This window comes from Hominimerdicola alba 8 (assembly GCF_000178155.2).
GTDB classification, from domain to species: domain Bacteria; phylum Bacillota; class Clostridia; order Oscillospirales; family Ruminococcaceae; genus Hominimerdicola; species Hominimerdicola alba_C.
The window spans coordinates 74,655-100,824 of the sequence record NZ_ADKM02000130.1 but is presented as its reverse complement, the minus strand read 5'-3'; the positions used below and the strand labels follow the sequence as shown (position 1 = coordinate 100,824).

Annotated in this window: 25 protein-coding genes; 11 read left to right on the top strand and 14 right to left on the bottom strand. The window is 48.6% G+C overall.

Annotated features, from left to right (window positions below):
* Positions 1 to 166 precede the first annotated feature (166 nt).
* On the top strand, positions 167 to 805 hold the full coding sequence (gene nth / locus CUS_RS16650) for an endonuclease III (protein ID WP_002852808.1): 639 nt from the start codon (positions 167 to 169) through the stop codon (positions 803 to 805).
* A gap of 218 nt (positions 806 to 1,023) precedes the next feature.
* Complete coding sequence (locus CUS_RS16645) at positions 1,024 to 1,332, top strand: hypothetical protein (RefSeq protein ID WP_002852747.1); 309 nt, start codon at positions 1,024 to 1,026, stop codon at positions 1,330 to 1,332.
* 41 nt (positions 1,333 to 1,373) lie between these two features.
* Here CUS_RS16645 and CUS_RS16640 read toward each other — a convergent pair whose 3' ends face one another.
* The 6 genes from CUS_RS16640 to CUS_RS16615 all read right to left on the bottom strand — a co-directional run bounded on the left by CUS_RS16640 (position 1,374) and on the right by CUS_RS16615 (position 6,092).
* Positions 1,374 to 1,790, bottom strand: coding sequence for a hypothetical protein (locus CUS_RS16640; RefSeq protein WP_002852910.1), 417 nt, complete (start codon positions 1,788 to 1,790; stop codon positions 1,374 to 1,376).
* 110 nt (positions 1,791 to 1,900) lie between these two features.
* Positions 1,901 to 2,227: a TfoX/Sxy family protein gene (locus CUS_RS16635; protein WP_037277814.1), complete on the bottom strand. Its 327-nt coding sequence runs from the start codon at positions 2,225 to 2,227 to the stop codon at positions 1,901 to 1,903.
* A 79-nt stretch (positions 2,228 to 2,306) separates the two neighbouring features.
* Entirely contained in the window at positions 2,307 to 3,548 is a 1,242-nt protein-coding gene (locus CUS_RS16630) for a sodium ion-translocating decarboxylase subunit beta (protein ID WP_002852781.1), read from the bottom strand.
* A 27-nt stretch (positions 3,549 to 3,575) separates the two neighbouring features.
* Entirely contained in the window at positions 3,576 to 4,040 is a 465-nt protein-coding gene (locus CUS_RS16625) for an OadG family transporter subunit (RefSeq protein WP_002852827.1), read from the bottom strand.
* Between the two features lie 370 nt (positions 4,041 to 4,410).
* A complete protein-coding gene (locus tag CUS_RS16620; protein ID WP_002852767.1) occupies positions 4,411 to 5,178 on the bottom strand; it encodes an ABC transporter permease subunit in 768 nt (255 codons plus the stop codon).
* Positions 5,175 to 6,092: an ATP-binding cassette domain-containing protein gene (locus CUS_RS16615; protein WP_002853021.1), complete on the bottom strand. Its 918-nt coding sequence runs from the start codon at positions 6,090 to 6,092 to the stop codon at positions 5,175 to 5,177. The genes CUS_RS16620 and CUS_RS16615 overlap by 4 nt, the downstream gene beginning before the upstream one ends.
* Positions 6,093 to 6,637: 545 nt before the next feature.
* Between CUS_RS16615 and CUS_RS16610 the strand changes: the two genes are divergently transcribed.
* From CUS_RS16610 to CUS_RS16590, 5 genes are all read left to right on the top strand, one after another.
* Positions 6,638 to 9,103, top strand: coding sequence for a serine/threonine protein kinase (locus CUS_RS16610; RefSeq protein WP_002853030.1), 2,466 nt, complete (start codon positions 6,638 to 6,640; stop codon positions 9,101 to 9,103).
* 254 nt (positions 9,104 to 9,357) lie between these two features.
* Positions 9,358 to 9,627, top strand: a complete 270-nt coding sequence (locus CUS_RS16605) for a hypothetical protein (RefSeq protein ID WP_172634538.1) — start codon at positions 9,358 to 9,360, stop codon at positions 9,625 to 9,627.
* Positions 9,628 to 9,691: 64 nt separating this feature from the next.
* Positions 9,692 to 11,017: an SPFH domain-containing protein gene (locus tag CUS_RS16600; protein ID WP_002853116.1), complete on the top strand. Its 1,326-nt coding sequence runs from the start codon at positions 9,692 to 9,694 to the stop codon at positions 11,015 to 11,017.
* Between the two features lie 110 nt (positions 11,018 to 11,127).
* Positions 11,128 to 12,204 (top strand): hypothetical protein, encoded by a 1,077-nt coding sequence (locus CUS_RS16595; RefSeq protein ID WP_002852874.1) that lies wholly within the window; start codon positions 11,128 to 11,130, stop codon positions 12,202 to 12,204.
* Between the two features lie 10 nt (positions 12,205 to 12,214).
* On the top strand, positions 12,215 to 13,054 hold the full coding sequence (locus CUS_RS16590; RefSeq protein WP_002852833.1) for a TPM domain-containing protein: 840 nt from the start codon (positions 12,215 to 12,217) through the stop codon (positions 13,052 to 13,054).
* A gap of 60 nt (positions 13,055 to 13,114) precedes the next feature.
* Here CUS_RS16590 and CUS_RS16585 read toward each other — a convergent pair whose 3' ends face one another.
* The 3 genes from CUS_RS16585 to CUS_RS16575 are packed head-to-tail and all read right to left on the bottom strand — an operon-like array spanning position 13,115 to position 14,688.
* Positions 13,115 to 13,864 (bottom strand): DUF3169 family protein, encoded by a 750-nt coding sequence (locus CUS_RS16585; protein ID WP_002852769.1) that lies wholly within the window; start codon positions 13,862 to 13,864, stop codon positions 13,115 to 13,117.
* A complete protein-coding gene (locus tag CUS_RS16580) occupies positions 13,857 to 14,069 on the bottom strand; it encodes a helix-turn-helix transcriptional regulator (protein WP_002852884.1) in 213 nt (70 codons plus the stop codon). The genes CUS_RS16585 and CUS_RS16580 overlap by 8 nt, the downstream gene beginning before the upstream one ends.
* 22 nt (positions 14,070 to 14,091) lie before the next feature.
* Positions 14,092 to 14,688 carry a hypothetical protein gene (locus tag CUS_RS16575; protein WP_002853103.1) on the bottom strand — a complete coding sequence of 199 codons (597 nt, stop codon included), beginning with the start codon at positions 14,686 to 14,688 and terminating at the stop codon, positions 14,092 to 14,094.
* 277 nt (positions 14,689 to 14,965) lie between these two features.
* Here CUS_RS16575 and CUS_RS16570 point away from each other — a divergent pair, with 277 nt between their 5' ends.
* Positions 14,966 to 15,784 (top strand): AraC family transcriptional regulator, encoded by an 819-nt coding sequence (locus CUS_RS16570; protein ID WP_002852958.1) that lies wholly within the window; start codon positions 14,966 to 14,968, stop codon positions 15,782 to 15,784.
* 542 nt (positions 15,785 to 16,326) lie between these two features.
* Here the strand turns inward: CUS_RS16570 and CUS_RS16565 are convergent.
* From CUS_RS16565 to CUS_RS16550, 4 genes are all read right to left on the bottom strand, one after another.
* On the bottom strand, positions 16,327 to 16,887 hold the full coding sequence (locus tag CUS_RS16565) for an HD domain-containing protein (RefSeq protein WP_037277813.1): 561 nt from the start codon (positions 16,885 to 16,887) through the stop codon (positions 16,327 to 16,329).
* A gap of 164 nt (positions 16,888 to 17,051) precedes the next feature.
* Positions 17,052 to 18,449 carry a sodium-dependent transporter gene (locus CUS_RS16560; RefSeq protein ID WP_002852922.1) on the bottom strand — a complete coding sequence of 466 codons (1,398 nt, stop codon included), beginning with the start codon at positions 18,447 to 18,449 and terminating at the stop codon, positions 17,052 to 17,054.
* Positions 18,450 to 18,701: 252 nt separating this feature from the next.
* On the bottom strand, positions 18,702 to 19,913 hold the full coding sequence (locus CUS_RS16555; protein WP_002853118.1) for a sensor histidine kinase: 1,212 nt from the start codon (positions 19,911 to 19,913) through the stop codon (positions 18,702 to 18,704).
* Positions 19,900 to 20,595 carry a response regulator transcription factor gene (locus CUS_RS16550; protein WP_002852757.1) on the bottom strand — a complete coding sequence of 232 codons (696 nt, stop codon included), beginning with the start codon at positions 20,593 to 20,595 and terminating at the stop codon, positions 19,900 to 19,902. Before CUS_RS16550 ends, CUS_RS16555 begins: the two co-directional genes overlap by 14 nt.
* A gap of 484 nt (positions 20,596 to 21,079) precedes the next feature.
* On the opposite strand from CUS_RS16550, the gene CUS_RS16545 reads away from it, so the two are divergent.
* The 3 genes from CUS_RS16545 (at position 21,080) to CUS_RS19965 (ending at position 25,039) form a co-directional block, all read left to right on the top strand.
* Positions 21,080 to 22,396 carry a hemolysin family protein gene (locus CUS_RS16545; RefSeq protein ID WP_002852843.1) on the top strand — a complete coding sequence of 439 codons (1,317 nt, stop codon included), beginning with the start codon at positions 21,080 to 21,082 and terminating at the stop codon, positions 22,394 to 22,396.
* Between the two features lie 28 nt (positions 22,397 to 22,424).
* Positions 22,425 to 23,738, top strand: a complete 1,314-nt coding sequence (locus CUS_RS16540; RefSeq protein ID WP_002852707.1) for a transglutaminase domain-containing protein — start codon at positions 22,425 to 22,427, stop codon at positions 23,736 to 23,738.
* A gap of 149 nt (positions 23,739 to 23,887) precedes the next feature.
* Entirely contained in the window at positions 23,888 to 25,039 is a 1,152-nt protein-coding gene (locus tag CUS_RS19965; protein WP_002852862.1) for a hypothetical protein, read from the top strand.
* Between the two features lie 834 nt (positions 25,040 to 25,873).
* On the opposite strand, the gene CUS_RS16530 is transcribed toward CUS_RS19965, so the two are convergent.
* Positions 25,874 to 26,086, bottom strand: coding sequence for a hypothetical protein (locus CUS_RS16530; RefSeq protein ID WP_002853057.1), 213 nt, complete (start codon positions 26,084 to 26,086; stop codon positions 25,874 to 25,876).
* Between the last annotated feature and the right edge of the window lie 84 nt (positions 26,087 to 26,170).

The window sequence follows — 26,170 nt, the reverse complement described above, 5'->3', positions numbered from 1 at the left end:
TATAGTAAAAGACATGAAAAATACCGCTAATCCCGATGACGCACCACCAAAACAGCGGTATTACAGAACCTAAGGTGACTGTTGTTTACCGCATACTTCCACCGTTGTGCTGAAGGGATATGTGTGAAAATTTATGTCGTTTGCTATATTATATGGGAGTGAGAGAATGACCATCAAACAGAAAAAAGAACTGGCAGTACAAGCAATAGAACTTCTTGAAAAGCAGTATCCCGGCGCAGTCTGTTCACTTATCTACACCAAGCCACACGAACTGCTGATAGCCACCAGACTTTCAGCGCAGTGTACCGATGCGCGGGTGAATATCGTCACGAAAGACCTGTTTGCAAAGTACAGGTCGATAGAAGAGTTTGCCGATGCCGACATAGCCGACATCGAAGAGATAGTCAAGCCCTGCGGTCTTTATAAGACAAAAGCGAAATCCATCAAGGAGATGTGCATTCAGCTGAGGGACGGCTATAACAGCACTCTTCCAGACACGCTGGAAGAACTCACCAAACTGAGCGGTATCGGGCGCAAGACTGCAAACCTCATAATGGGTGATATCTACCACAAGCCCGCAGTCGTCACCGATACCCACTGCATACGCATAACAGGCAGACTGGGGCTGGTGAAGAGCAAAGAACCTGCAAAGGTCGAAGCTGAGCTTTGGAAAATTCTTCCTCCCGATAAGAGCAACGATTTCTGCCACAGGCTGGTGATGTTCGGGCGTGAATACTGCACTGCTCGCAGTCCGAAATGCGGCGGCTGTCCTCTGCGGGAGATATGCCCGTCAAAAGGCGAATAATCGCTGAAAAAACGCACATAATCATACCGAGGGCGACCTCGGTATTTTTTTATGACTATCCCTTTAGCACACCAACTAAAAATGCGGTAAACAAAAGGATAATTGAGCGTTGTATATTTTTCCCCCGCCTGCGGCGGGGGAAAAATATACGCCAAGAACCTTAAGTTCTGTATAGCCGCTGTTTTTGTGGTGTGTCAGCGGGATAACCACATTTTTTTATGGAGGTGTTTTTTACGGAAAGCAAACTGACTGAACTTCTCAGCCGCGACAAGGAGAGCCGCGAATTTTTCGCGAGCCTTTCGCCCGAACTGAGAAAAATGCTGATGAAGCAGGATATCGGGAATTTTCAGGCGCTAGAACGTGCAGTGAGCGAGTGCGGCGGACACACTTTCGCGGCGGCAGAATTGTCACACGGGCAGGCGGCTTCCCCCAACGAGAGCACAGGCGCAGTACCGCGCGGCGCTGACCTTTCCAACGAAGAATGGCGGCGCTTCAACAGCGTGCAGGGCTTTGGCGGCAAGGCATAAGGTATGTAAAAAGCGCAGCTTTCGGGGCTGCGCTTTCTGCTTTATTCAAAGATGTCGTCAACGACTTCCCTGCCTGTATCGAGGGTGTCGTCTATCACTTCACCGCCGCCGCTGATAACATCGTCGATGCCCTCACCCACACGGCTCATAACATCGTCTGAATCGTCGCGGCGTGAAGACTCATCGCGCTTCTTTGACGAATCATCGCGCTTTTTCGACGAATCATCGCGCTTTTTCGACGATTCTTCGCGCTTTGATGAAACTTCTTCGCGGCGCGAACTTTCATCGCGGCTTTCAGCCTTGCTCGAAGCCGCCGAAGTTTCGCGGGTGGCAGCGGGAGCACTTTCTTCGTATTTGCCCTGTTTGTAGTCAGAGTCGTTCCTGTCGCCCGCTGCGCAGGCTGTCACAACTGCCGCCGCAGACAGCGCACAGAGGGTCACTGCAAGATATTTCTTCATGGTGATCTTTCCTTTCTTTGCCTTTGTTTGAAATTTCATGGCATAAATATTATTGACAGCCTTTCAGCGATTATGCGCATCAGCTGAAAAGGAAAGATATGATAAAATACTCAGTCAGCAGACTTTTTCCGCTTTTTCGGAGCAGGAAGTTCATCCGCTACGGCAGGCAGAAGTTCGTGCAGAAACTCTTTCGAGTCAACATTTTCCACAAGCAGCATCTCTTTTGCGCCATCGTAGGGCAGCTCCAGCGGCGCATCGGGCATCATCAGTGCGGCAGATCTTGTTTTTTTCACCAAAAAACGGTCATCATATATACCGCCAACTACCTTGCCCCGACAGTATATGATGTACTCGCCCATCATGGGTCTGTATGAGATCTCTTCCGTATCTGACAGCATTTCTAAAACAAATTCAAGATATTGTTTGCTTGACGGCATAGCCATCACCTCACATTTCGCATTGTATCAAAAAAAACTGCGGGACTTCTGACAAAGCAGAAGCACCGCAGCTTTGAAATTACTTAACGATAGCCAGCAGAACGCCCGCAGCAACCGCCGAACCTATAACGCCCGCAACGTTCGGACCCATAGCGTGCATCAGCAGATAGTTTGTGGGAACTTCTTCCTGTCCGACCTTCTGGGAAATTCTTGCTGCCATAGGAACAGCAGAAACGCCCGCAGAACCGATCAGAGGATTGATCTTGCCGCCTGAGACAACATACATCAGTTTGCCCAGCAGAATACCGCATGCAGTACCCAGCGAGAATGCAACTACGCCCAGCAGCATTACCTTGCCGAAGTCAAGGCTTATTACCTTATCAGCCTGTGTGGTAGCACCAACAGTAACGCCTAAGAAGATGGTGATGATGTTCATCAGTTCATTCTGTGCAGTCTTTACCAGACGGTCGCAGCAGCCGCTTTCCTTAAGCAGGTTACCGAACATCAGCATACCTACCAGCGGTGCAGCAGATGGTATCATCAGCGCGATGATAAGTGTTACCAGTACAGGGAATATCAGCTTTTCGAGCCTTGAAACAGGTCTTAACTGACCCATTACTACCGAACGCTCCTTCTTGGTGGTCAGCGCCTTCATTATAGGAGGCTGAATGATAGGAACGAGCGCCATGTAGGTGTACGCTGCCAGCGCGATAGTACCGACCGAGTTCGCACTGTTGGTAGTCAACAGCTTTGAAGAAACGTAGATGGATGTAGGACCGTCAGCACCGCCGATGATAGCGATGGACGCGCAGTCAGCAGCACTCATGTTGAGGATAGCAGCGCCTACGAAAGTGAAGAAGATACCGCCCTGTGCAGCAGCACCCAGCAGGAAGCTCTTAGGTGAAGCTATCAGCGGACCGAAGTCGGTCATCGCACCGATGCCCAAGAATATCAGCGGAGGATATATCTGGAGTTTTACGCCCATGTAGAGGATATCCAACAGTCCCCCGTGTTCAAGTATCCGTTGATAGTCTATGTAGTGGTCGTTGACTGTGCCGGCGTCCTCTTTGAAATCGTCCACATAGTTCCAGAATTCGGGGTGGTACATCTCAGCAAAAGGCAGGTTCGTCAGCAGCATGCCGAAAGATATGGGCAGCAGCAGCAGCGGCTCAAAGCCCTTTGCAACTGCCAGATACATGAACACGAATGAGATCAGTATCATTATGATGTTTTTCCAGCCGCCGTCTGCAAAGAAGCCTGCAAAGCCCGATTCCTGAGCCAGCTGAGCCAGAGTGTCCAAAAACGATTGAATTATAGCCATTTTAAAAGATCACGTTCCTTTCCAAAGCTAAAACGGGCGGGTGTTTTCCATAACGCCTGCGGCAGACCACGCCGATCTTCTCGGTTTAACAGCCTTTACGCCCTTAAGTACGGGCTTTTTGCCGCTGCCTGCGTACATTGCCGAAAGTGCGCCCATTATCGCAGCCACTACTTCTTCCCCGACACCGTCTTCAACTACAGGTGCGGGAGCGGGTGCGGCGGGTGCTGCCTTGACCTCAGCTTTTGCTTCGGCAGCCTTTGCCTTAGCCTCAGCTTCAGCCTTTGCTTTGGCTTTTGCCTCAGCGCTCTTGTTGATGCCCTCAAAGATCTTGCCGTAAAGCGTTACCAGAAGGATCAGTATTATCAGACCGATGAACACCACCGAAATACCTGTTATTACAACAGATGCGATGGTCTCACCGCCGAGATCGGTCTGATCGGGCGGAATGTTGCTTGAAAGCAGCTGAGCCAGTGTGAATTGTAAACCACTCATATAAAAACTCCTCCGAAAATTATTTTAACATACATATCGATTATACACCACTTTTCCCAAAATTACAAGACCTTTTCGGCAATTTTTTATTTTTTTTAATATTTTTATGAAAGTTGACAACTGCGCAGTAATATTTTCGTGAGAAGTTTGCGGCGCGGCAGGCGTTCAGGAAAGGCTTTCGGTCAGATCAAGGTGCATTGGCAGGTCACAGAGGGCGTTTACGGTCTTTTTGCGTCAAGCACTGTTTTCTCAGCAAAGCACATGCAGATCTGCCCATATGTGCCGCATACAGTACCTTCACAACACATATGGACAGGACGGATCTTATGCAAAAAAGCCCGCCGAAGTTCATCACAACGGCGGGTATATATCAGTCGAGCTCGCGTTTAGTAAATGAAAGATACCCCAGCACGAAAGACACTACAGTGACGACAGCGCAGAGGATAATGCAGTTTCTCACATATCCGCTGCTGCCGCCCAGCGCAAGTTTCGAGAACATGGTGCTTATCTCATAGTTCAGCAGCCTTACAGCGAGTTTGTTGTCACCTTTGCGGCATGCGCTGTAATATATCAGCGCCGCTGCGGAGTATATGAACGGGTATATTATGCTTACCGAGTTGAATGCCGCGCCTTTCCTGAAGAAAAACGCAAGGAATATGAACGCCGAAACTATCGCAGTGACAAGCGGCATCTGCATCATCACAGCCTTGAAGTATTCTGCAAACTGCGAGGCGTGCTCACTGCCGTTCACTATGGCGTTCGCACCGTAGTACATCAGATTTGCCAGCATGAACATCACCAGCGTGCATAACATCGTGAAAACATATTTTGAAAGGTAATACTCCTTTTTGCTCACTGCCGAACTTATAGTGTTCTTGACCGTATGTTCCGAGAATTCAGCGGTTATTATGCTGAAAACAGGGGCTATCAGCGTGAAATAGTAAGTAAAGTTCATACATACCATGCGTATATCCAGCTTAGCGCTGTCAGTTGCGGGCATCGGACCGCCAATAGTAACGCCGCCCGCCTCTTTTGTGATTATGGTAATGGCGTAGCTTATCAGCATAACTATCCAGAAAACACCGAAACCTTTACTTCTTACAAGGCGGTATAACTCCGCTTTCATCATGTTTATCATTTTGACTCCTCCCCTACCAGCTGTTTGAAATAGTCCTCCAGCGAAATGCCCGCTTCCGATATGCCCGAAACAGATACATCTGCCCTGATAAGCTCACGGTTGATGATATCAGCGGCGGCTGAACGTTCGTATACACGTATCTCACTGCTGTCGATGACCTTATAGTCCGTAATGGAAAGTTTTTCCTCCAGAACAGTCGCGGCGGCTTTGGTATCACTTGTTTTCACAACGATACAGCGCATACATTCAAGGTCTATCTCCTCCTTAGTCATCTCTTTTAGGACATGCCCTTTGTCGATGAACAGAAAGCGGTCTGCCACAGCATATAGTTCGGAAAGTATATGGCTTGATATCATGATAGTTACGCCGTGTTCGGTATTCAGCTTATGGAAAGTATCGCGCAGTTCGCTGATAGCGATCGGGTCAAGACCGTTGATGGGTTCATCGAGAATGACAAGGTCGGGGTTATCCAGCAGTGAGAAAGCTATCCCAAGACGCTGTTTCATACCCAGCGAAAACTGCTTGAACTTGCGGTCGCGGGCATCGGTCAGGTTCAGCATCTTAAGTACTTCATCTATCTGCGAAAGGTCGGTTATCCCCTTTTGCATGCAGTAATAGCGCAAATTACGGTAAGCGGTCAAATTCCCGAAAAAAGCGGGATTTTCGATAAGACAGCCGATGCGTTTTCTTTCACGTTCAGCGGCGGGACCTGTTTTGCCGAATATCTCAAACTCCCCCGAAGTCTTTTCGGTCAGCCCCGTCACCACTTTCATCAGCGTGGTCTTGCCCGCGCCGTTCCTGCCTATCAGACCGTATATCTCACCGCGATAAACGGTCATATCGGCGTTTTCCAGTGCCGTGAACTTCTTGTACTTTTTAGTCAGCCCATTGGTCTTAAGAACTATCTCTTTCATATCATGTTACCTCCTGCGTTTTCTTTTGATATTTTCATTATAGCAGAAAGGTCTTAAAAAACACTTAAATCAGTTCTTAAATAAGTCTGAAATGATAAACATTCCCGAAAGACTGCCGTTTTTGTGGTGTGTCAGCGGGATAACCACGATCCAAAAAGCAACTCGCATTTCATGTGCAGATGTACCGCTTGTTTCAGTGCATTACCGCACAATGCAAATGTCACGTAAATGCGCACTCTTTCCACTGCGGGTTGCGAAGTGTGCTGAACGGGTGAAAGAATAATGAAAGTTGGGCGCTCTTCTTGAAAAAAAAGAGAGTCTATGATATAATGTGTGTGAAAATAAGGTATTATGACTATCCCTTTAACACACCTGCTGAGAATGCGGTATACAAAAGGTTGACCGAGTGCCGCATATCTTCCCATCGCATACAGCGTCAGGAAGATATATGCCGACTGCTTTATGTTTCGTATCGTGTCAGCGGGATGACCACGTAAAATATAGTGTAAGTAAAGAAAGTAAAAACATCATCGGGGGTGAAGAGTATGAAAGATATCGGTGAAAGACTGTCATCTTATGAACCGCTTTGGGAAAACTGGTATAAGGACTGCTATCTCGGCAGCGGCGGTTCGGGAAAGGTCTACAGGTTCAGACAAGAACTGTACGGTCAGGTCAGATATTGCGCTGTCAAGGCGCTTTCCATCATTCCTGACAGAAGCGTTTCGGTCACCCGCGAAAGCCGAGAACAGGAAATGGACGAGCGCAAAAAGCAAGTTTCCAAAGAGATACAGAATATGTACCTGCTGGGCGACAAGCCCCATCTGGTACACTGCATAAACCACACCTACCGCGATTTCACCAATGATGACGGCGAAGTGATAGGCTTCGATGTGATGATACAGATGGAGTACTATAAGACCCTCACCGAATACATCAACGAAAAAGGCGTGCTTGCACCATCTGAGATAGAAAAGCTGGCGCAGGATATCGGCAGTGCTCTGCTGGCGATGCAGGAGAAAAATATGCTCCACCGCGATATAAAGCCCGATAACATCTATGTTGATGACAACGGCGAATTCTATCTGGGTGATTTCGGCATCGCAAAGCAGACACAGTCTGCCAGCTTTGCAACTTTTGTGGGCACACAGCCGTTCATGGCACCTGAGGTATGGAATGCGAGAACACCAAATGAACAGCATTACGGTGCGGCGGCGGATATCTATTCGCTGGGCATAACGCTGTATTATCTTCTCAACGGCAACCGCCTGCCGATGGTCAATACGGGCGACAACCGCAACGCCATCGACAGCGCGATATTCGGGCGGCTGAGCGGAAAAACTTTCGGCGTACCCGAAAACGGCAGTGACAAACTGAAAAATGTAGTCATGAAGTGCTGTGCTTTCGACCCCGCTGACCGTATACAGTCGGCAAAAGAACTTCTTGCGGCACTTGACGGCGATGAGATGTCGGAAGATGTCGGCAAAAGCGAAGCGGTCATAAAGGAAGCAGAAAAAGGCGGACAGGCTGAAAGGTCGGAAAAGACCGAGAAAGTTCTGCCTGCACCGATAATAAAGGACAGCGGCAAAAAGGTCAGGGAAGAACCGCCCGAAAAATTCGAGATAACCGACAGCGTCTACATAAGACCGGGCGACCCCGCCGAAGAACTTATAGTAAGACCCGCCCCCGCAAGACCCGAACGCAGACCCGTTCAGGCGCAGAAACAGCGCACCAAAGGGCATTCGGAAAGCGCGAAGGACGGCAATAAACAACAGCCGCGTCCCCATAAACAGGCAAGACCGCAAAAGGAACAGCCTCAGCTGTCAAAAGCTACCAAAAAGGCGGCACTGACCATCGGGCTGACGCTGTGCTTTATCATTGGGATAGGGGCGCTTTTCTTCACAAAGACCATCTGCCTGCACAACTGGTCTGCCGCCACCTGCGCAAAGCCCGAAACATGCACAAAATGCGGCAAAACAAGGGGCGAACTCGCGGCACATGTCTTTGAGGAAGCCACCTGCACCCACGCCAGACGATGTACCGTCTGCGGTATGGAAGAGGGCAAAAAACTTCCCCATACTTTTATGGAAGCCACCTGCACCATACCAAGAACATGTACAAAATGCGGCAAGACTGAGGGCGAACCGCTGGGTCACAAGTGGGTGGACGAAACCTGTGAAGAACCCCAGTACTGCGAAGTCTGCGGGCTGATAGGCAAAGATGCGGCAGGTCACAAGTGGAAAGAAGCCACCTGCACCAAACCGAAGACCTGCACAGTCTGCAAAAAGACTGAGGGCGAAGCCATCGGGCACAAGTGGAAAGCCGCGACCTGCACCGAGCCTGAAACATGCGAGAACTGCGGCGAAACTAAGGGCAAGGCATTGGGTCACACATGGGTCGGCGCTACGCTGACTGCACCAAAGACCTGCTCTGTATGCGGTGCCACCGAAGGTTCGGCGCTTGATTACACCGACAGGGGCACAATGTTCGTTGACACGGGCGGCGATACACTGGCACTGAGGGAAGAAAAATCATCTTCTTCAAAACAGCTGGCGGCTATACCCGACTGCACCGAGATAAGGGTGTGGTACACGGGAAGTTCGGGCTGGTATTACGCGCTGTATGACAACACCTACGGCTATGTGAACTCCGCTTATATCTCGGCTAAAGACCCCATGCTGGGCGACGGCACCGTGACAGGCTGGAACTCGAAAAATCTCGGCACGCTGTCGGTATCGGTGGCATCGGCTGAGGTGAAATACGGCAGGCTGTACATCGACCTTGAAGTAAGCAGTGAGGAAACTGATTTCGTATGGCCCGACCTGTACATCTACTACAACGGTTCTGAAAAAGCCAACGGAAACTTCATCGACCACAAGGATATCATCATAATGCCGTATGTGACCCGCACAGTTTCGGTAAACACAAAGGTCGGCAATGATTTCGGCAGAAGCAGTCTGAAAAATATCATCATAGTGGACGGCGAGGGCAACAAGGTTATGCTTGAACCATAGCTGATATGTTTATTATGTCGGCATAGAAAAAGATATATCATGCCGAATTTGTGACGGCTGATACCATCAGCAGATAAAAAACGCCATGCGGCGGGAAAGGAGCGTGTTCGCCGCACGATTAACAGACAGTCTACATTATCAAAATAATTTGTCAAAAGGTATTGCAATTAATGAAAATGTATGGTATAATATGAATGTCAGTTATTGAGCATTTCAATTTCTTTAATGTACTTTTTGTGAACGGAGTGATAAGGTTGGGTACCTTGTTTCGGTCTTTTATGATCAATATCCTGCTTGATATGTGGGGGGCGATACCTGCGGTGATACTGCTGGTACTGCACTTTTTTCTGGGAGTTCCGCTGTGGTTCTTCGTAATGGCACTGGCAGGGTGGCTGGTCATAGTCGGCACGATGACGGTACTTATGCACCTGATAACATCTCAGCCCGACACACCGCACAAGCAGAAGAAAAATATGAACCCATATTCAAAAAAAGGGTATGAAACACCTGATATTCAGAGGTGAACTACGGGGCTTTGCGCCCGATATCTATAAATAATCTTTATCTTTATTCAAGGAGGGTCTATCTATGGGACTTATTATGGCAGCCATCGGCGCAGTTGGCGGTACAATGGCAGATCAGTGGAAAGAATACTTTTACTGCGAGGCACTTCCCGATGACGTGCTGATGGTAAAGGGTCAGAAGGTAGTAACAAAGCGCGGTCAGAACACTAAGGGCAATGACAACATCATCTCTGCGGGTTCGGGCATAGCTGTTGCTGACGGTCAGACCATGATAATCGTTGAGGACGGTGCTATCATCGAAGTCTGCAACCGTCCTGGCAGATATACTTTTGAGCTGGGTACTCCCTCACTGTTCGCTGACGGCAAGCTGGGTCAGAAGATCAAGGATACTTTCAAGCAGATAGGTCAGCGTATAGGCTACGGCGGCGATCCCGGAAAGGATCAGAGAGTTTATTACTTCAACACCAAGCAGATCTCCAACAACCTGTTCGGCACACCCGAAACTGTTCCTTTCAGAGTTGTTGACTCGAAGATCGGTCTTGATATCGATGTACAGATCAAGTGCAGCGGTATGTACACATTCCAGATAGTTGACCCGCTGCTGTTCTACACAAATATCTGCGGCAATCAGGCACATGAGTACAGAAGAGAAACCATAGCACCCAGAATGAAGGCTGAGTTCATCGATGCGCTGACGCCTGCATTCTCCACCATGTCTGATATGGAGTTAAGACCCAACCAGATACCTGGCAAGAAGCAGGAACTCAAGAACGCTGTCAATGAGGCACTGGCTGATACCTGGGGCAAGAACATGGGTATCGAGGTCATTGAAGTTGCTATAAAGGCTCTGAACCTGCCTAAGGAAGATCAGGACATGATCAAGGAGGCTCAGCGCATAGCTATGATGCAGAACCCGACCTATGCGGCAGCTACAATGGTAGGCGCACAGGCTGAGGCTATGAAGGCAGCTGCCAGCAACTCGGCAGGCGCTATGACAGGCTTCATGGGTATGGGCATGGCTCAGCAGGCAGGCGGCATGAACGCGCAGAACCTGTTCGCTATGGGTCAGCAGCAGCAGGCACAGCAGCAGAATGTTCAGCCCGCAATGAACTCCGCAGCAGGCAGCTGGACTTGCAGCTGCGGTACTGTGAACACCAGCAAGTTCTGCCAGAACTGCGGCACACCAAAGCCCGCAGAGGAAAACGGCTGGACATGCAGCTGCGGTACTGTAAATCAGGGCAAGTTCTGCCAGAACTGTGGTGCAAAGAAGCCCGCAGGTGCAAAACTTTACAAGTGCGACAAGTGCGGCTGGACTCCCGAGGATCCCGCTCACCCGCCTAAGTTCTGCCCTGAGTGCGGCGATATTTTTGATGAGAACGACGCTAACTGATAACAGTTTTCAAGATCATTCACGCGGTTGCAGAGATGGGAGCATCTCTGCAATTGCTTTGTTTGCTGACCCGCGATAGGGTAATTTAGCATTGATTGGAGAATACTTGCATGGCGGTACAAGAATATAAATGTCCTTGCTGCGCCGGAGCGATAGAATTCAACTCGCAGGTGCAGAAGATGAAATGTCCATACTGCGACACCGAGTTTGAGATGGACGCTCTTCTGGCGTATGACGAGGATCTTTCGACTGACGGCAACGACCAGCTGGACTGGAATCCCGAAGCATCTGAATGGCAGGAAGGTGAGACCGATCATCTGAGGGTGTACTCATGTCAGTCCTGCGGCGGTGAGATAGTCGGGGACGAGAATATGGGCGCCACGAAGTGTCCCTACTGCGACAACCCTGTGGTAATGACGGGGCAGTTTCGGGGTGCGCTAAAGCCTGATTATGTCATACCTTTCAAGGTAGACAAGGCGGCGGCTGTTGAGGGGCTGAAAAAGCATCTGATAGGAAAGAAGTTTTTGCCTAAGGTGTTCAAGGAAGAGAACCATCTGGACGAGGTGAAAGGCATATATGTACCTTTCTGGCTGTTCGATGCTGACGCTGAGGGCGGCGTGAGATACAAGTGCAGCAGGAGCCATTCCCACACGGAGGGCGACTACAGAGTGACCGAAACAGAGTATTTCTCGGTGTACCGCGAGGGCAGGATAGGCTTTGACAAGATACCTGTTGACGGTTCGAGCAAGATGCCCGATGACCTTATGGAGTCGGTGGGACCTTTCAACTTCAGCGATGCGGTGCCTTTTCAGACTGCTTATCTGGCGGGATATCTGGCTGACAAATATGATGTGAGCGCTGACAATTCCACCGCAAGAGCGAACGAACGCGCAAAAGAGAGCATAGATGAGGCTTTCAGGAACACGGTGCAGGGTTATACAAGCGTCATAAAAGAGGGCGACAACCTCAGACTTCATGACGCTAAGGCGAAGTATGCGCTGTACCCCGTATGGGTGCTGACCACAAGCTGGAACGGCAGTACATATCTTTTCGGCATGAACGGTCAGACAGGCAAATTCGTGGGAAATCTGCCATGTGACAAGGGGCTTTACAGAAAAAGTTTCCTGATAGCGAGCACTATCGCGGCGATAGCCATATATGCAGCCGCATGTCTGTTTTTCAGGTAAGGGGGGCGGCATGATGAAGAGATTATTTGCAGCACTGGCTGCATCGGTCATGCTGCTGGGCGGGGCTGTTACAGCCTTTGCAGAAGAACAGCTGATACCTAATGAATATTACACCACCAACACTGTTCCGAACGAGCGGATAAAAGACAGACTGGTGGACGATGCAGATATACTGTCAGACTCGGAGGAAGCAAAACTTCTTGAAAAGCTGGACAGGATCAGTGAAAGCTATGGCATAGATGTGGCTGTGGTCACGACATTTTCGCTGGGTGACCGCACACCGCAGGAATTTGCTGACGATTACTACGACTACAACGGTTTCAGCGATGACGGCTTCGTGATGTTGCTGGCGATGGAAGAACGCGACAGATGGTTTTCGGGCAAAGGTAAAGGCATAGAAATATTCACCGACTACGGTCAGGACTATTTGTGGGACAATGTGACACCCGAATTGAAAAAAGGCAAATACTACGAGGCTTTTGACGAGTATGCCAACATCAGTGAAGAGTTCATAAAAGAATGGGAAAAAGGCACACCTTACGACAATAGGCACAGGGTAAAGGGCAGACTTCCCATGATATGGATACCCATTGCAATTGGCGGAGGTCTGCTGATAGGGCTGATATATGCACAGTCTATAAAGGCTCAGCTTACCAGCGTTTCGATGCAGCACGGGGCTGACGACTACATAAGGCAGAACAGTTTCAAGCTGACTGTCGACCGCGACACATTCCTTTACAGGAACGTTCAGCGCGAGTACATTCCGCCCGCTGAGAAAAGCGGCGGCGGCACTTCAACGCACTCAAGCTATTCCGGAAGTTCACACAGCGGTTCGGGCGGAAAATTCTGATAAAAAACAAAGGTCGGAGGACAATGCGTTCTCCGACCATTTTTTATAGCTGTTATGTCATTATTTGCGGCGCTCCAGATTTTCAGCGGCGTTCATGTAGGCGTTATTCATGATAAGCCATACAGCGCCCAGACAGATGACCGGCAGTATGCCTGTTCTGAAAACAAGCTGAAATATTCCCGCCAGCATCATCACGACAACGCATGCAGTACTTCCCTTTTGGAAGCCCTCAAATCCTGCGCGCCATATTATCTGTTTCTGGGCTTCGTCACAGCTTTCAATCCATTTTTTCCTGAATTTAGGGTCAAAGGCTGAACCTTGCTTTTCGGGGTTGAGTTTTTTCTCCAGCGTGACCAGCTTTTCTGTAAGCATCATCTGCCATACCGCGCCCGCCAGAAACACAGCTGTGGGTATCAGCGTGTACCACGCCTTTGAACTGATAAAAAAATAAGCAGAACAGAGGAAAAGAACGATGTTGAAGACCTGCGAATTTGAAACCAGTTTCATGGGGACGTTCAGCTGTTCCTCGATGTCGTCGATGAAGTCTTCGTCCTCACCGTCCCATTTGGCGGCGGCTTTGTTAAGGCAATAGAACTGTCCTGATGCACATATCAGCGACACGATGGTCAACAGCAGGTGCGCCGCCCCCAGCAGTATGCCTGCGGCTTCATTATCGACCTTTTTGAGCAATGCGGGGAGATCCACACCTTTTGTGCCTTTGCCCAGCAGTCTGCCCATAACATACCCCAGTGCGAACGTCACCAGCACGACCGCCAGCGCTTTCAGCAGCAGTTTTACGTTTTTACTCATTGTTATCCTCCTCATATTCAAATATATCTTCTACCTTGACATTACATATTTTGGCAAGTTTCAGCGCAAGGGTCACTGAGGGGGAATAGTCGCCACGCTCTATCTGACTGATGGTCTGCCTTGAAGTGCCTGCCAGCTTGCCCATTTCCGCCTGATTTACGCCCAGACGGGCACGCATTTCCTTTAGGTGGTTTTTAAGCGGCATATCAGCGTTCCTCTCTTATGTGTTATATCTTTTCTTTATCCGAGTCGGCATTTTCTTTCTTTTTTGTGCCGAATATGAAGGATATCTTATCACGGGAGAAAATCACGCCCAGCGCCAGTGCTGTCAGGCAGAGCCCCGCAGCCGGATTGTCGATGCTAATCCCTATCATCACACCAAAGATCATGAACAAGATGTTTTCGGTGCTGAATTTGCTCTCTATCTCTTTTTCGAGGTCTTCTGCGGTGATGACTTCACCCTCCCACTCAATGGAGTGTACGCCTGTGAACAGAAGCATATCTTTAAGTTCGGCGCGGAGTACCTTGACGAACTCGGCTTCGATATTATCTATATCCTCAGTGCCCTCAGACCTGTATTTTGCCCTGAAAACAAGGCGCTTGTGCTTGCCCTCAGGCTCTGATACTTTCTCGAAGCAGTAGGCGCACACGCACTCTTTCTGCTTATTTTTCAGCCCATATACAACGCCGTGACTTGCAAGGCAGGCAAGAGCGGTCTGCCTTATATCATCAGCATAGCCTGTCAGCCTTGATGTGAATTCGGGCTTGTTTATCTTGCGCTTGCTTGCTGTAAATATCTCGTGACCTTTGACTGTTCCGATCATGTTTATCTCCCTTTCTGTTTGACAATTATCGTTTTCGTTTTGACAACTTTAATTTTCTTTTTGACAACTATCCTTGTCATGGTTGTATTATACCACTGACAACTATCCTTGTCAAGAGGTTATGAAAGATTTTTAGTTTTTTGGTGAACTGCACAAAAACTCCGCCTAAAAATTATGAACAAAGTGGAAATTTGCACGAATAGGCTAATTTGCTTGACGATGGGTGGATTTTGTGGTAGAATAAATATAACAATATTAACCTCAGGAGGTTACACAGATGTTCTTTGACGATTACCCAATTGTAGGCACAGAAACGCGCCTGCCGATATACATAATCACCATCGGGCAGAACGAATATCAATCGCATGTGAGCAGACCCGAAGGTTTCAGATACCCTCAGATAATCTACTGCACAAAAGGCAGCGGCATGCTGAACGTGAACGGCGCAAGCTATCGCATATCGCCTAACATGGGCTTTTTCCTGCCTGCTGATCTGCCGCACGAATACTACACCACAGGTGATGAATGGGACACCCACTGGATAACTGCGGGCGGGTATGCTTATGACAGGATGCTCAAAGAATTCGGCATGACTGAGGCGAAAGTCTTCAAGCTGAGCGAGATGGAAGTTATCGAAAACAACTTTATGAAGATGCACGAGGCGCTTAGCAGTGACACGATATTCGGCAACTACAGGGCATCGGGCATGCTGTACAATTTCCTGATAGACTTCTACAGGGTGCTGACGGGCGAATATGAGAGCAGTGAGCCTTCGGGACCTCTGGTAAAGGCGATAGACTACATCAACCACAACTATCCCGAAAAGATAACTCTCGAACAGCTGTGTGACGCTTCGGGGGTGAGCAAGCAGCATCTTTGCAGGCTTTTCCGCAAATCTCTTGACTGCCGCCCCACCGAATATGTGGCAAAGCGCCGCATACGCGAGGCTAAGACTCTGCTTGCAAACACTGACAAGCCCATCGAGCAGATAGCGGTGGAAACAGGTTTCTGCACGCCCGGATATCTGTGCGAACTTTTCAAGCGATACGAAGAGATAACTCCCGGTGAGTACCGCAAGGAGTTCACGAGGGACTGAAAAAACGTGCTGTGAAGGTATTATTTGATTTTGATGGCACGCTGTTCGTGCCTGAAAAGCCTACAAGACCGAACCTGCGCTCCCCTTAATGCTTAGGAGCGTTTTCAGAGAAATCTGCGTGCGCTGTTGAATTTATGCGGCGCATACGCGGGCTGTTATGGTTTCGGGTTTGACAGTGTGGTGAATGGCACGCCGCAGAAGTACGGGCGGGTCACGCTGAGGGTATGCCATCGAAATAACCCGTAGAATACCGCATAGACCTGCATGTTGACGACGATATATCTTTGGTGCATAAACGTCAGGACATACCGCTTCAAGGTGGTCAACGCGGTTGCGCGGGACGATGAGTGTTCTGAAAAGGAAAAATGATAGCTGACTATCAAAGGAGGGCTGAGTGCTCTCCTTTTTTAGTGGGAAAAGGGCGCAAAAAATCCCCCGAAAGGATAAGACGGATACCCATATAGAAGTTTTGCCCCGAAGCGTTTTAAAGCTCTTCGGGGCATCGTATTTTTACTGTTCAGTTAAATCAGAATTTATATCATTTATTCCGTAGTGATCTTTTCGATTGTATCTTCAAGAATCGCTTTTCTTAGTTCAGTCAGCCATTCTGAAAAAGCGACAGCATCAAATGCATAAGTCTTATTCAACTCAAATTCATTTTCCGACCATGTATTTAGTGGAGACTCATTATGCTGTATCAGTGCTTCAAGTTTATCAAGTGCTTTATATATCTTAGCTTCTGCTGTTTTTTGAGCTTCCATTTCACTAAGTAATGCAGTAAGGTCATTGGATACTTCGGTTGGCATTGAATTTACCCATTTTTGCAAAAGTGAATCTTCTGTTTCTCTCTCTGAATCAGTTTTAATGAAAGTAGGAATATCGCCGGTAAAGCATTCTCCGAGGTCGTGAATAAGGCACATATTTACAACTTTATTTATATCAACATCAGGAAACTCATTCCTCAACAACAACGCCATAAGAGATATTCTCCAGCTATGCTCCGCAACACTCTCTGTCCGTCCATGTGAAGTCGTACAATGGCGTGGAGTGTCCTTTAGCCTTTCTGCTATATGTATTATATCAAGATATTCGCGAACATTCATTGACATTTTCACCTCTATAAATTCCGATTTATGTTTGTAACAATTATAGCACATCATCTCTGTACTGTCAATAGAAACGCCATAGTACTTCTGACCTTACATCAGAAATACTATGGCGTAAAATTTCTTTATGCGTACCGTTCTTATCTTTCGGGGGTGTTTTGTTACTTTGAGAACAGACCGAATGCGCCGAGCAGGAGTATGAACAGCAGTACAGGTTCGATGAACTTTATCATGACGATGTACATGCCGCGTCTGCCGAATTTTTCGCCGTTTTTGGTGGCTTCATCAATGATGGACTTAGGCTTTGCTATCCAGCCGATAAGTATGCAGGTGCTTATCGCCACAACGGGCATGAGGATATTATTGCTGATATAGTCGAAGACATCGAGTATCTGGGCGCTGTTGCCGTTGGGCAGTTTGATATCAAAATAGAGTTTATTATAGCCCAGACAGATGATGACACCAAGAAGCAGTGCGGCTGCTGACTCGATGATGACAGCCTTTGTTCTTGACCACTTGAACTTATCCATAAGACCAGAAACTACGGCTTCGAGTATGGACATGGAACTTGTCAGGGCGGCGAACAGCACCATCAGGAAGAATGCTGCGCCTATCCAGTTGCCGACGGGACCCATAGCATCGAAGACCTTAGGCAGGGCTACGAACATCAGTCCGGGACCTGCATTGGAAAGACCGTCTTCGCCCAGAAATGCGAAAACTGAGGGGATTATCATAACGCCTGCGAGGAATGCAACAAGAGTATCGAATATCTCGATGCGGTTGACCGACTGCATGAGGTTATCATCATCGCGGAAGTAGGAACCGTATGTTACCATTATGCCCATCGCAACGCTTATACTGTAGAACAGCTGCCCCATCGCATCGAGCACGACTGTGAAAAACTCCTTTATGCCCATGCCGTCGATATTGGGAACAACGAATATCTTGAAGCCTTCAAGACCTGTTCTGCCGTCATCGCCCTTAAGGGTCAGTGAGAAGACAGATATGCCGATGATAGCCAGCAGGAGCAGGGGCATAAGCACCTTGCTTATCGCCTCGATGCCCTTATTTACGCCCTTGTAGATAACGAAAGCCGTCGCCGCAAGGAAGATGACATCGAACACGATGGGTGATATGGGTGCGGTGATGAAATTGCCGAAATAGCTGTCATCTGCCGCCTTTGAACCGCCGCCCGCTGCGAAAACGGTGAAATATTTCAGCACCCAGCCGCCTATTATGCAGTAATAGGGCAGTATCATAAAGAAGACTATGCTGGCGAAAACGCCTATCCAGCCCGACTTTTTGTGAAGTGCGCCGTAGGCTGTCAGACAGCCCTGTTTGGTCTTTCTGCCGAGAGAAACTTCTGTTACCAGCAGAGTGAAACCGAAGGTCAGCGCCAGCACCAGATAAACGACCAGAAAGATGCCGCCGCCGTTTTTAGCCGCAAGGTAGGGGAAACGCCAGATATTTCCCAGACCCACTGCCGAACCTGCCGCCGCAAGAACGAAGCCCAGTGAGCTGGAAAAGGAATTGCGCTTTTCCGAATTTTTCTTTTCCATTTTCTTGACTCTCCTAAAAAAGTATTATTGCTATCCGCCGGGCACACCGAAGCTGATGAGTCATCTTTCACCTATCCGCGGTGGGTGAAAGAAAACAGCCGACCAAATTCACTGCCGACATAACTTTATCAGTGCGGTGTGTCATCGGGACAACACAAAAAGAATATCGCCCGAAAGCACTGTCGGGCAAGCTATAAAGTTAATTATACCACAAATATCAGACAAATACAAGTAAGAAAATGGTAAATAAGGTTATTTTTCGGGGAAATTTTCAGTTTTGGCAGGTTTTTTCAGAATGATCTCATAAAGCGTCTTACATCTGCCTGTGGGGTCATCTTTCAGGGCGATACTGCCGCTGTGGGCTTCGACTATTCGCTTGCTTATGGCAAGTCCCAGACCTGAACCTTTACTGTCGGTACGCGAGCGGCTTCCCACCACAAAAGGTTCAAAGATGGTATCGCGCATCTCTTCGGGAATGCCTTTGCCGTTATCACCTATATGTATCACGACCGCGTTATCGTCATCGGTGATATCGGCATAGATGATCGTACCCGCCTGATTATGGCGGAAAGAGTTGGTGATAAGGTTCTCGAAGACACGTTTGAGCTGAGAATGGTCAAAACTGAGGGGAATGCTGTTTTCGGGCAGGTCGGCTTCAAGTTCAAAGCCTGCAAGATCGAGTTCTTCATACTTCATGGCGAGATATTCGCGGAAATATTCGCAGATATCGCCGTTTTCCATTTCAAAGCCGAAACGCGGGTGTTCGAGTTTTGAGTATTCATGGAAAGTATTGATAAGTTCAGCCACCATTTCGGTCTTGGAGCAGATGGCTTCAAGATACCTGCGCTCGGCATCGGGGTCGGCAACGCCGTCATTGAGGGCTTTTGCGTAGCCCTGAATGACTGTTATGGGCGTTTTAAGGTCGTGGGAGATATCGGCGGTCAGCTGTCTGCGCTGGCTTTCCAGCTTACTTCGGGTCGCTTCGCTCTCCTGAAGTTTTGTGACCATGCTGTTATAGCTGGTACAAATGCTGTCAAACTCTTTGATATCGGAGTTTATGGAAACGACCTCCCAGTCCTGCACATCGATATCGGATATGCTGTTGAGGGCGACCTGAAATATCTTAAGTTCTTTATGCACCTTGCGCAGTATTATCCAGCTGAATACGGTGATAATAATGACTATCATGACAAGCTGTATCACCAGATAGAGGTTATTGTAGCGGACGATGTCATCACGCATCTCGCTTGTAAATTCGTTGCGCAGAATGGCATCTGTAGCCATTTGGTAGGTTGCATCGGGATATTCCTCAAGATACATCTGTTTGAGATGTTCCACAAGAAGGTCGCCTGTTATTTGATCTTCGATATTGACCGCAACGATTATCATAAGCACCATGAGAATGATATTGCTTATGACAAAAAATGACAGACTGCGCTTTTTTATCTGTTTAACTTTTTTCAATTTTGTAGCCCAGTCCTCTCACAGTTTTAAGATACTTGGGTCTTTTGCTGTCATCGCCCAGCTTTTCGCGAAGTTTTGAGATATGCACCATCATGGTGTTATCATCGTTCTCGAAATATTCGCCGTTGATGCGCTCATATATCTGTGCTTTGGTGAATACGCGGCCGGGTTTCTCCATAAGGGTAGAGAGTATCTTGAACTCGGTGGGGGTAAGCTGGATATCCTCGCCGTTTTTTTGCAGGGTGAATTTTTTGGTATCGAGAGTAAGTTCACCGACAGTGAGAAGTTCACCCGACTGATGGGCGGTGCTGTCCAGCTTATATTTGCGCCTGAGATTTGACTGGACACGCGCCACGACTTCCAGCGGGTTGAAGGGTTTGGTGATATAGTCATCGGCACCGATATCAAGACCCAGTATCTTATCGCTGTCGGCATTCATGGCAGACAGGAAGATTATGGGTATACTGCTGGTGATGCGGACGCGCTTGGTAAGTTCAAAGCCGTTCATTTCGGGCATCATGATATCGAATATGGCAAGGTCGGGGCTTTCGGACTTAAGCAGGTCATAGGCGCGTATGCCGTTATCTGCCGAAATGACATCAAAGCCCGCATTTTCGAGATAAAGTCGGAGGACTTCGCAGATATCGGCATCGTCCTCAGCAACAAGAATTTTGTAAGACATCGTTGTTTTCTCCTTTTTGCAGACGGGGTCACGACCTCGTCCGATATTTCTTTCATGTTTATGACACAGCGGTCACAGACTGTATTATACCACGTTTTCGGCGTTTTGTAAAGTCGGTGAGTACACACGAAATACGGCAGGGGCCAAAAGCAATAAGATATTATATTTGGAAATATGAAATGTAAATTTTTTTTAAAGACACGGATATATAGAAAAACCTCTTATACTGACGGAAGTTTTTGGCAAGTTGTAAGAAAAATAGTGTTCACTGCCGAAAATAGCCTTGACAATCGGGTGAATGTTTGTTATGATATATTATAGAGGTATATGGTCAAGTGAGAATTTTTTTGGCTTCTTCGCGGCATTCAGTCGGCATTTGGGGCATCGGCATTCAATGATGTCGGCGGGGAATCACTTCTGCCGTGACAGAAGCGTTTACTATAGTACCGATAAAGTATACATGAAGAAAGGAATTTGATGACTGATGGACGTTCCCGATCGAGGGTACATCGGCGCGGCGGTGGTCGCTGTATGCGGACTGCTGACTGCTTTTTTCTATGCCTGCGAGTGTGCGGCGGTGGAAATGAGCGACCCGCGCCTCAAAAAGCTGGCTGAAACTGACAAACGTGCTGAAAGGCTGAAAAAGATGCTGGGGCAGACGGGCAGGTTCCTGAACCTGAACCTGACTGCCAGAACTGTGATGACAGCTGTGCAGACGGTCTGCCTGTTCGGGTGGGCTTACAGCCCGCTGAAAAAGGCGCTGGCGGGGCTTACGGGCAGTTCGGCGGCGATAGGCGGTATATGCAGTGCGGCTGTGCTTATCATCATACTGACGCTGTGGATAGGGACTGTCTGCATGGGCGTGCCGAAAAAGCTGTGTACTGCCGGGAAGATAGGCGAAGGCTTTGTGCTGAAAACTGCGGGGCTTTACTGCGGCTGGCTGACGCTGTTTGTGCCGCTGGAGGCGGTCGGCGGGGCGCTGACGAGGGTATTGCTCAGGATATTCGGCGTTAAAAACATCAAGACAGATGACGCTGTCACAGAAGAAGAGATACTGATGATGGTGGACGCTGTAAACGAAACGGGCGCTATAGAAGAAAGTCAGGCGGAGATGATAAGCAACATCTTCGAGTTTGATGACATAGAGATAGGCGAGGTGATGACACACCGCACAGAGGTGGCTGCCATCGAGGAGAGCGCACCTATACGGGAAGCGGTGGAACTTGCCATAGAGAGCGGATTTTCGCGCATACCCGTCTACAAGGACAGCATTGATGACATACAGGGCGTTATCTACGCGAAAGATCTGCTGACGCTGGTCTTCAATGAGAGTGCTGAGGACAGGACGGTCAGGGACTTTATGCGCGAGGTGGTCTTTGCGCCCGAAAGCCAGAAGTGCGGCGAACTTTTCAAGGAACTGACCGCACAGAAGATACAGATGGCTGTGGCGGTGGACGAATACGGCGGGACTGCGGGCGTGGTGACGCTGGAAGACCTTATTGAAACGATAGTCGGCAAGATAGAAGATGAATACGATGACGAACCTGAAGAGATAACAAAGATATCGGAAGGCATATTTGAGATAGAGGGTAATGCCGATTATGAAGAGGTAATGAAGGCTCTGGGGAAAGAGCCTGATGATAATTCGCCCTTTGAAACTATCGGTGCGATGGTGATAGAACTGCTGGGACACATACCAGAAGACGGTGAGCGTGCGGCGGTGACATGGGAGAATGTCAGATTTAGTGTAACTGAGGCAGAGGACAGAAAAATAGGCAGGATAAGAGCAGAACTCTGTTAGGCAGGGCTTTTGTAGGAGAGTGATTTCTTTGGCTAAGAGGTTGGCGGCGGCTATAGGTCTGATGCTGCTCATGGCGGCAGCGGGCGGGGGTTACTATGCCTACACGATGCTCAGTGATGACCCGATGGTGGTATCAAAGAGTGAAGAGGGCGTGGTGGTCACGCGGAAAAGCAAGGTATCTCTGCCTGACGGCGGAGGTGTTGTGACTGAGCTGACGGTCGGGCAGACGGAGGAGGAAGAAGACCTCGCGCTGAGTGATGAAGAGGCTGACAAGGTGAAACTTCCCTTTGCGGTGGACTATTTCGTGAAGAACATGAGTGCGGACGAAGCAACGGTATGCAGACAGATATACAAGGGCTTGACCGACATGGAGGAAACGATACACATAAAAAAAGATGTCATTAGTTCAGCTGACATATGTCAGCTGGTGGTGATGTGCGTGACAGGTTCGCCCGAAATAGACAATATAGACACGAATTATTCGGTGCAGGTGGACGCAAACGGATGTGCATCGGCACTTACCATAAACTACACGAGAAGTGCGGAGGACACGCAGACGCGCAGAGCGCTGACCGAGCAGGCGATAGACAAGATAGTGGCTGAGATACCGCTTGGTTCGACTGACCAGCAGAAATTCAAGATACTGCACGATGCGGTCATAAACAGATGTCTGTACTACGAAGCTGACGATGACTGCTACACGGCTTACGGCTGTCTGGTGGGAGGAAACGCGGTATGTGAGGGGTACTCAAAGGCGCTGATGCTGTTGTGTGACAGGGTAGGTCTGCCTTGTCTGCCTGTGATAGGACAGGCAACGAATGAGGACGGGACGGCTCAGGGGCATATCTGGAACAAGGTGATGCTGGACGGTCAGTGGTACAGCACTGATGTGACATGGGACGACCCTGTTTTCGAGAGTGCGGAGAACTATCTGAGATACGACTACTGTGCTGTCACCGATGAAGAGATGGGCAGGAACCACACTGAGGACGAAAACAAGTACATGAAGGAGCCTGAGTGTACTGCCACTGAACTGGATTACTACAGATATTACGGTTATTTCGCAGAAGATGCCGATGAAGCCGAGCAGGCTTTCAGGCGGGCTGTCAGAGATGCGATGGAGAGGGGCGATGAATACGCCCGCATAAAGTGCGCTGACAGGGAATGCTTTGACGGAACGCTGGACTGGGTGTTCGGCGGGGGTACGGGAAGCGAAGCGCTGTTTGAGCTGTTACAGGAGTATGCGGAGGATTATCCTGACAAAGGGTATGACATATCGGGATACTCGGTAATAAACAACGCGGTGACTTTCAATATCAGCATAAGGCTCAGAAAAGACTGAGATATGATATGCCGCGACCCACAGAATTTGTCATGAAAAGTGAAAAGTTAGTGAACAAGGTTGAAATTTCAGGACAGATGTGTTATAATAGAATGTAGCATGAATTCAGGCGCTCTTACGGGCGCACAGATCGAAAGGAATGTTGAGTAATGAGTTCTGTTTCAACAAGCAGAAGATCGAGCGCGGGCAAGAACGTACTTGTGTTCTTTATCGTGTTCATAATATTAGAAGTGCTGATAATCTTCGGCGTGGGCAAAGTCTTCAAGAATAAGGACGTTACCCCGAGCATAATGGGCTACAGCCTGTTCATGACCAAAGAAGATCTGGTGCAGAACGGTCCTTCGGGGACGGTGGTGGCTGTGCCTAAGAATGTACTGGTCATCGCATCGGACGGTCTGCCTGACCCTAAGAGCAAGATAGGCAGTGCGATACTTTGTGAAGAGGTGGACGGTGTAGGTTCGGGCGTGTTCTGGCTTGCTGACATGAACTCGAAAGAGGGCAAGGACGGCGTTGACTTCACTGTTACCAACGGCACACAGGGTCACGTTATCAAGAGCAGCAACATCGTTGGCGTATGCGCAAGCTATTTCGTGACTGCGGGCGCTGTCATAAACTTCGTTACACAGAAATTCGGCATGATAGTATGTGTGATAGTACCTGTGTTCCTGCTGCTGCTGATCGAACTGATAATCGCCATAGCTACACACGGCAGTGATGAAGACGATGACGATGAAGATGAAGACGATGAGGAAGAGGACGACGAAAAGAGCGTTGAACTTGACGACTTCCTGTTTGGCGGACAGAATGAGGGCGAGCAGATAGCTAAGCGCAGAAAGAAGTCTGTACCCGCCTTTGAAGAAGAGGACGAGGACGAAGAAGACTTCAAACCTGTCAGAAAGAAGCAGACACCTGCTGATGGATTTGAGTTTGAAAGACCTGCAAAGAGGCAGAACGAAGACCAGATAGATCTGAGTTTCAAGCCTGCGGACGAGGCTCCTGCGGCAGCTGAGAGTTTTGCGCCTGTTCAGCAGATGCCGATGCAGCAGGCACCTGTACAGCAGCCTGTTCAGGATAACGGTCTTGGTGTGAACGCTGCACCTCAGCAGAGTGCTGATGACAGCTTTGAGGCTCAGGCAGCGGCGGCTGACAGAGCGATAAGCAGACGAGCTGACGGCAGAAGACCTCGCAGAAGAAGACCTGTGGGCGCAGGCACAAGGAACATCAATTCGGATACTTCACTGGAAGACCTGATGAAGCTGATGGAAGAAGAGCAGAACAAACTCAAGAACCAGATAAAGTAAATTACAGAGCGCTGTCCCGATGGGACGGCGCTTTTTTGCGGCATAACTCCCCTGCACTGTCAGATGACGGCGCGGGGAGTTTTTTTAGTGAGGGAGGGTGGGACGGAAGATGGGGTGTGGGTGGGAGAGAGGGATTTTCGGGAGTGTTTGAGTGGGCGGCAGACCAAAGCCCCTCACCGCAAAAACGGTGAGGGGCTTATGGTATTAGTGGTATTCTGAGGTCTTGTATAGATCTTTTTGAAGTACCCGCAAGCGTAGGACGGCTTTGCGCCGCCCTCTGCTTTGGGTCAACATGAAAGAGATAAGAGGAATGCTATCTTTCGTTCGCTATCCTGTCCCCCGCGTGGTACGGGGGCAAGATGCTTTATAGGGTGGTATGAAATTTATAATATCTTTTGTTCTTGGGGATATGAGCGCTTTTATTTATATCTCAGCGCGTCTTTTGCCGCCTTGTTTGCGGGACAGAAGCCAAATGCCATCGATATCAGCACGCTGACGACTATAGAACTTACCGATGCCGTATCGAGGGCTACAGTGAAGTTCCGCCGCTCTCTGCCGCAACACCTACCGCCGCCAGCGCGATGAAATTCTTTTTTAAGTTTTTCTTCTATTTTCTTTTCATTATTCTCCCTCCTCCACGAGTTACAGCTTTCGGTGCTGTTCTTTCGTTTTTCATTGACTTTATTATAATTCTTTTTCCTGAAAACACTCTTTACTTAACCTTAAACTTCCTTAATATTCACCTTAAAAATACGTAAGAGATATTTAGATCTTGTGAAGGAGAACAGCAAAAACGCCCGAAGAACTTTATCTTCGGGCGTTTTATATATGCGGTCATTCAAGACCGTCTTTTTTCATTTTAAATACAAGGTAGTCAAGGCATTCTATACGCGCTTCGCCCGCATGGACTTCCTCCAAAAGCCTGCGCCGATGGTCGGCAAGAAGTTTTTCACACTTTTTCTTATCGGCTATACATTCATCGAACTTACAGATAAGTTCTTCGTCACAGCCTGCATCTATCAGATTTTGCCTTACGCTGTCATCCATAAATACTGCCCCCCATTTTCCTTACTATACATTATAGCACACATTTATAAAAATTACCAATACTTATAATTAATACAGCACAAT